This is a genomic window from Vibrio sp. CB1-5 (assembly GCF_059412285.1).
Window position 1 is genome coordinate 107,920 of sequence record NZ_JBJHPB010000013.1, and the last position, 7,056, is coordinate 114,975.

Sequence of the window (7,056 nt, forward strand, 5' to 3'; positions counted from 1 at the left end):
CCGTTGCTAGCATGGAGTTCAAAATAAAAAACAAAATAACAACTAAACAATTATTACTACAATTTTAAAATCCCTACAAAAATCCAATAAGGAGCACCTATGACCGTTATGGACATTAACAAGGCTGCACAAATCGATCTAACCAAGTACGGAATCACTGGCGTAACTGACATCGTTCGCAACCCAAGCTACGAACAGTTATTTGAAGAGGAAACTCGCGAAGGTCTAGAAGGCTACGAGAAAGGCGTAGTTACTGAGCTTGGCGCCGTTGCTGTAGATACGGGGATCTTTACTGGACGCTCTCCAAAAGACAAATTTATCGTTAAAGACGCCACAACTGAAGAAAACATGTGGTGGACTAACGACAAGGTTAAAAATGACAACAAACCTATGTCTCAAGAGGTATGGAGCGACCTTAAAACTCTGGTTACTGGTCAACTATCCAATAAACGTTTATTTGTGATCGACGGATTCTGCGGTACCAACCCAGATACTCGCCTATGCATTCGTATTATCACTGAAGTAGCGTGGCAAGCGCACTTCGTTAAAAACATGTTCATTCGTCCAACAGAAGAAGAGCTCGCAACCTTCGAGCCTGATTTCGTTGTTATGAATGGCGCTAAATGCACCAACCAGAAATGGGAAGAGCACGGCCTTAACTCTGAAAACTTCACTGTGTTCAACCTAACTGAAAGAATGCAGCTTATCGGTGGTACTTGGTACGGCGGCGAAATGAAGAAAGGTATGTTCGCAATGATGAACTACTTCTTACCACTTCGTGATATCGCCTCTATGCACTGTTCTGCAAACATGGGCGAAGACGGTGATGTGGCGGTGTTCTTTGGTCTATCTGGTACAGGTAAAACCACACTATCAACCGACCCTAAACGTGCGCTAATCGGTGACGATGAACACGGCTGGGATGATGACGGTATCTTCAACTACGAAGGTGGCTGCTACGCGAAGACTATCAACCTATCGAAAGAAGCTGAGCCAGACATCTACAATGCGATCCGCAGAGATGCGCTACTAGAGAACGTGACTGTTCGCAATGACGGCTCTATCGACTTTGATGATGGTTCGAAAACAGAAAATACTCGTGTTTCATACCCACTTCACCACATTGACAACATTGTGAAGCCAGTATCGAAAGGCGGTCACGCGAATAAGGTGATCTTCCTATCTGCTGATGCGTTCGGTGTTCTACCACCAGTATCTAAGCTAACGCCAGAGCAAACTAAGTACCACTTCCTATCAGGCTTTACGGCTAAGTTAGCTGGTACTGAGCGTGGCATCACAGAGCCAACGCCAACCTTCTCTGCGTGTTTCGGTGCCGCGTTCCTAACGCTACACCCAACTAAGTACGCAGAAGTACTTGTTAAGCGTATGGAAGCTGCTGGCGCTGAGGCCTACCTGGTTAACACTGGCTGGAACGGCACAGGTAAACGTATCTCTATCCAAGATACTCGCGGCATTATCGATGCGATCCTTGATGGCTCTATCGAAAATGCAGAAACCACTAGCATTCCTGTGTTTAACCTAGAGGTACCGACCTCACTTCCAGGCGTGGATCCATCTATCTTAGATCCTCGTGAAACCTATGTTGACCCTCTTCAGTGGGAAAGCAAAGCGGAAGATCTTGCCAAGCGCTTCATCGCGAACTTCGACAAGTATACCGATAATGCTGAAGGCCAAGCTCTGGTTGCAGCAGGCCCACAACTAGACTAATAAGTTAGATATAAATCCAACTTTTTAAACCCAGCCCCCTAATTTAGAGGGGCTTTTTTCATCTATACACGCTAAATTATTGTTTATGTTGAACGATTAGGCTTTGTCACTGTGGTAAGAAAGTTTGTAGCACTGTTCGTTGCCCTCATGGCACTGGGTCTGCTTTCCATTTTGTTGGTGTTTGGTGTATTGCATACTCAATACGCAAAGCCAATGGTGAGCTACGCGCTAGAGAAAATACTGAATATTCACATCTACAGTGAAGCCGTCCACTATCACTATCCTAATCAGATCACATTTGAAAACGCTCGATTTGAGATTGCGGAACAGCCGCCAATTGAAGTTGCGACGCTTTCTGTTTGGTTGGCAGGTCATTTGTCGACTCAACAACCACTCACTGTTCAAGAATTACTGATTGATGGCACGACCCTAAATGGCAGAAACCCACTCCCCTTAGAGTTGATTGAGCGCTGGCAGATCGAAAACCTGGCGATTGATCATATGGATTACAGCGACAATGAACTGATCATCAACGATCTGCGCCTGCAAGTAAAAGGACTTATCGCTGGTGATTCACTTATGTCATCTCAAGGCGAAATCCAACTAGAGGCTTCTCAACTCAATTATCAAGGCTCTGCGCTGCATGATGTTTTACTTGACGGCCTGTTTGCGAAAGATAACAGCAAGCTGTACGGTGTTTCCTTCACATGGAACGGCGCAAATATCTCTACACAAGCGCAAAAATTCGAACGCGGATGGTCATTAGTTAACACCACCATCAATCGCTTAAGCCTAGAGCAAACCCATCTTGATGACCCTTGGTTTTCATTATTTCAGAAGTACGTTAATCACATCAACAGCCTTGATATTCTTAACTCATCGCTAAATTATAATGGCATTAAGATCAACAACATAAGCGCTTCTTTTGAGGGTATGGAGCTCGATAAAACGCCATGGTCTCAGCAGCAAGCTTATCTCTCTATCGATGCGGATCAAATCGTCTGGCAAGGATTTGAGTTTATCGAGCCGACGATAGAGCTCTATGCCAGTAAAGATCAAATCCAAATAGCCGACTTAGATACACGGCTTGAGCAAGGGCGCGTACAAGTGTCGGGAGAACTCACCCCCAACACAGTTAAGCTGGATAAGGTTAATATTGATGGCATCAAGTTTATCCAAGAGTCTAGTGATGCCTCTTTACTGACTCTATTTAATGCCATCGACGTCGACGACATTAAGACGCTCTCTATTGATAATGTGACCTTTAATCGCTCTCAGTGGATTCAACTGGCCAGCAAGCCATTTTGGCAAGTCACTGGTTTCAATATGGAGGCGAATGACCTCGTCCTTAAAAAAGACTACCAGTGGGGATTGTGGCAAGGAAAAGCAACGGCATCTGCCAATAGTGCAAGTATCGACAAAGTACTCGCCAATCAGATCATTATTGAAACCGAAAGCAAACAGGGCAAGTGGCAGTTAAATCGCTTATTTGTTCCATTTGACCAAGGTTACCTAACGGCCAATGCTGAGCTCGACTTTGCTGCGCCAAGCCAACCACTTAAAGTCAGCGCCAACGCTTTCTCTCTGCCGGTGCAGCTTACCCAATACCTAAGTAACCCTACTACGCTAGGATTCACCGGTGCAGCCGATGTCGAGCTTGCGATGAGCGCTTTGATTGCTGATAAACACGCTTTCTCTCAAACAGTATCTGGAGCACTCAACGCAAGCTTCTACAATACTACAGCCGTTACAGAACATTCTCAGACGCCGTTTTCAGTCGATATCACACCGCTGAAATTAACCGCAGATAGAGGGAGAGTGGAACTGATGCCATTTAAGATCGCTAGCGAAAACCTTAACGGTGAAGCGAAGCAGAGTATTGATTTGAGCTCGCAGCCTCTTGAAGCTCTCAGCATCGAGATAACCGAGTCCTGTGAGAGCTCTTATAAACTATACATGCTCACTGGTGAGATCACCGCAACACCAATAGAGAAGTGCCAATAAAAGTAGCCCCCACCTGAGGTGAGGGCTAATCTGTTAACTCGACAGTAGCTTGTCGTGATAATTAGGTAGTAGCATGTAGGTACCGACAAACTCAACCGCTGGTGTATCACCGCTATAGATAGTCACGTTGATCACGATTCTTGCTTTCTTACCTGCGGCGAGTCTGTCCAAATCACCACTAATGCCATCTAATGATGTGATAGAGACTGGGCTGGACTCCACGGGATGTCGATAGCGAATTCGGCTATCTGCCAGCACGATATCCGCTACCAAACCACGTTCGCGCATCAGTAACCAAGTCATGCCCCAGCCCGTTAACGTCGCCAACGTAAACGCAGAGCCGGCAAACATAGTGTTATGAGGGTTGAGGTTAGGATTGAGCTGCGCACTGCATTCAAAGCGATAACCAGTATATTGATTGATCTTAATACCCATCTTGTCACTAATAGGTATCTGCTGCTCCCAGCGCTCTTGTAGCTCGGCACACCATTCTGGTCTGCGAAGAACTTTGGCTAAAGGATCGAGCGGTTTCACCATTTGTTGGTGACGTACTGGCCCTTTCTGGTCATTAAGCTCGCCCTGGCTACTAAAGCCATTTTTTTCATAGAAAGAGATGGCATCTTCTCGAGCATTACACACCAAGCGCTTAACGCCTTCTTGACGAGCAAAGGACTCAAGTGCAACCAACACTAATGACCCCATGCCTTTGTCACGACGACTGCTCTTCACAGCCATGTAGCGAATTTGGCCTTCATTATCAGGTGTGATATACAAGCGTCCAATCGCCATGGGTCTTCCGCGCCCATCGACAATCATGCGGTGATGACTCATTTCGTCATACTCATCACGCTCTGATCCCACCGGCAGTCGCCACGGCTCACGTAACATCTGCCATCGAAAATGGTAGTACTTGCTGAGCTGATTTTCTGTCTTAGGAGTAATGAGTTTAAACATAGATATCCTTTCGCATGTAAACTTAACGCGTTACTCGTTTATACCTGCAACCAGAACGTTACAGGACCATCGTTGATGAGTGATACTTTCATATCAGCAGCAAATTGGCCACGCTCTGTTGGTAATACCTGCTGACAATGGTCAGCAAAATAGTCATATAGTCGCTCGGCATCCGCCGGATGTGCGCCCTTAGAAAAACCTGCTCGAGTCCCTTTCTTGGTGTCTGCTGGTAGCGTAAATTGTGAAACAATCAGAACACTACCATCCACATCCTTGACGTTTAGATTCATTTTGCCGGCTTCATCTTCAAAAACACGGTAGGTCGTGACGCGCTCAACCAGGCGCTTTGCTTTGGCTTCATCATCGTCCTTTTCAACACCTAACAAGACCAAAAGACCTTTACCGATTTCGCCGACCGTTTTTCCGTCAACCTTAACAGCAGACTCACTCACTCTTTGTATCAGTGCTATCACGCGGCTGTTCCTTTTGAGTCAATTGCTTCTTTTCGGCTGTCGATTGTATCACGGGGCTATTCAGCCGCCAGTGTTCTTTCTCTCCTAGTGCTGCAGTAAACTCGGCACCAATCAAGACGATAAACCAGCACAAATAGATCCAGAGAAAGAGGATAGGAATGGCCGCGAGCGCCCCATAAATCAGCTGATAAGAAGGGAACTGAGTAATGTAGTACGCGAAGCCTTTTTTACTCACCTCAAACAATAATGTCGCTACGGCAGCGCCGATAATGGCATGGCTCAAATAGACTTTCTTATTAGGAACGAGAACATAAAGCCCAGTGAACGCTAACAGTGCAAGAAAAGCTGGCAACCAGCCTAAAAAGAAACTAAATGCACCACTGAGTAGCTCATGCTCCAAGATCTTTAAAGACGTAAGGTATGAGGTTCCTACAATACTGGCACCAACCAAGATTGGTCCAAGGGTCAATATCATCCAATACATAGAGAAGGAGAACACCGGACGTCGCTTTACTTTGACTCGCCAGATGTAGTTGAGATTATTATCGATATTAGAGATGAGCATCAAGGCAGCGACAAACAAAAATCCACTACCTATTGCTGTCATTCGACCTGTATTGGCAACAAACTCAGTGAGCGCCGTATAAACAGCATCACCAGCTGCAGGCACAAAGTGCTGGATGATAAAGTTTTGTAGCACTTCGCCAACATTGGCAAATATCGAAAAAGAGGACAACACTGACAACAGAACCGTCAGCATGGGCACGATAGAGAGTAGCGTAATATACGTTAGATAGCCGGCGTTAACATTCACTCGGTCATGAGACATGCGCTGAATCAAATAACGAACAAAGCACAATAAGTGAGAAACAGGCTCTATGAGTTGACGAGGCAATTTGTCGTGCATTGTTCCTTAGCTCTCCTTGCTAATTGTAGTTGCAGTATGAGTTTGACACAGTTCAACAACAAACTCGACCCGCTGTTGTACAGACATTAACGGGATCTCAATAACTTGAAATCCTAGGCTTTGATACTGCAAATACAACGCTTGATGAATCAACAGTGCCTCTTCAAATGGATAGGGACGTACCTCATCTTGCACATAAGTCTCGCTCGTTGGTTTACAGAATAAGACTGACCGTTGATACCCTTTGCTAGCCTCGTTTAAGATATCACCTGGTACGGGAAGGTTTCCAAATCCCAAATATGCGCACACATCAGGAATGGCGCGATCGACAAAACTGAGCCGCTTCGATTGTTGAGCAAGGTCTCTTTGAATAAGCATTTCCTGAAAACACATTTCAGCAAAGCGGCCTAGTTGCATCCATGGCAATACGCCATCATCAAGCCGAGACTGCTGTTCTATCAGCTGCCTAGGAACTTCTGGAAATATCTGGTAACCCAGTCCAGCAAGCGCTTCGAGTAACGTAGTTTTTCCAGAACCTGGGCCACCCGAGATAATAAATGGTCGTTGTAAGCTCATAATAGATAACTAATTCAGTAACATGAACAAAGTGTAACTGAATCAGTAGCAAAATCATGCTAATAGTAATAAATAGGTAGGCTAGAAAACTTAATAAGGGCGCAGGAGCTCTGGTGACGAAAGGGATATAAATATCAGCAAACATACTCTGCCTTTCTAGTTGAGACAGAAAATCTACAAACGACAGATACGAAAACGCCCCAGCAAGTGCTGAGGCGTGGAAATAAAGCCTAGCGATGTCCTACTCTCACATGGGCGGTGCGGCGATCCGCAAGACACACTCTACCTTTTAAGCAAAATATTAGTACTGGTATACGCTAGATACGAAAACGCCCCAGCAAATGCTGAGGCGTGGAAATAAAGCCTGGCGATGTCCTACTCTCACATGGGGAAGCCCCACACTACCATCGGCGC

At 45.6% G+C, this 7,056-nt stretch carries 6 protein-coding genes; 2 read left to right on the plus strand and 4 right to left on the minus strand.

Going from position 1 to position 7,056, the window contains the following annotated elements:
* The first annotated feature begins 99 nt into the window (after nt 1-99).
* Both pckA and ACJB0T_RS11535 read left to right on the plus strand, forming a co-directional pair.
* Entirely contained in the window at nt 100-1,728 is a 1,629-nt protein-coding gene (pckA, locus tag ACJB0T_RS11530; RefSeq protein ID WP_479288440.1) for a phosphoenolpyruvate carboxykinase (ATP), read from the plus strand.
* A gap of 111 nt (nt 1,729-1,839) precedes the next feature.
* Nucleotides 1,840-3,732, plus strand: a complete 1,893-nt coding sequence (locus ACJB0T_RS11535; RefSeq protein ID WP_479288438.1) for an AsmA family protein — start codon at nt 1,840-1,842, stop codon at nt 3,730-3,732.
* A gap of 33 nt (nt 3,733-3,765) precedes the next feature.
* On the opposite strand, the gene ACJB0T_RS11540 is transcribed toward ACJB0T_RS11535, so the two are convergent.
* The 4 genes from ACJB0T_RS11540 to ACJB0T_RS11555 are packed head-to-tail and all read right to left on the minus strand — an operon-like array spanning nt 3,766 to nt 6,642.
* The gene (locus ACJB0T_RS11540) at nt 3,766-4,686 is read right to left on the minus strand and encodes a bifunctional GNAT family N-acetyltransferase/hotdog fold thioesterase (RefSeq protein ID WP_042502153.1); all 921 of its coding nucleotides are present in this window, start codon (nt 4,684-4,686) and stop codon (nt 3,766-3,768) included.
* Between the two features lie 38 nt (nt 4,687-4,724).
* Nucleotides 4,725-5,159, minus strand: a complete 435-nt coding sequence (gene dtd, locus ACJB0T_RS11545; RefSeq protein ID WP_479288435.1) for a D-aminoacyl-tRNA deacylase — start codon at nt 5,157-5,159, stop codon at nt 4,725-4,727.
* Nucleotides 5,131-6,066 carry a virulence factor BrkB family protein gene (locus tag ACJB0T_RS11550; protein ID WP_479288434.1) on the minus strand — a complete coding sequence of 312 codons (936 nt, stop codon included), beginning with the start codon at nt 6,064-6,066 and terminating at the stop codon, nt 5,131-5,133. Before ACJB0T_RS11550 ends, dtd begins: the two co-directional genes overlap by 29 nt.
* A gap of 6 nt (nt 6,067-6,072) precedes the next feature.
* On the minus strand, nt 6,073-6,642 hold the full coding sequence (locus ACJB0T_RS11555; protein ID WP_479288432.1) for an AAA family ATPase: 570 nt from the start codon (nt 6,640-6,642) through the stop codon (nt 6,073-6,075).
* Between the last annotated feature and the right edge of the window lie 414 nt (nt 6,643-7,056).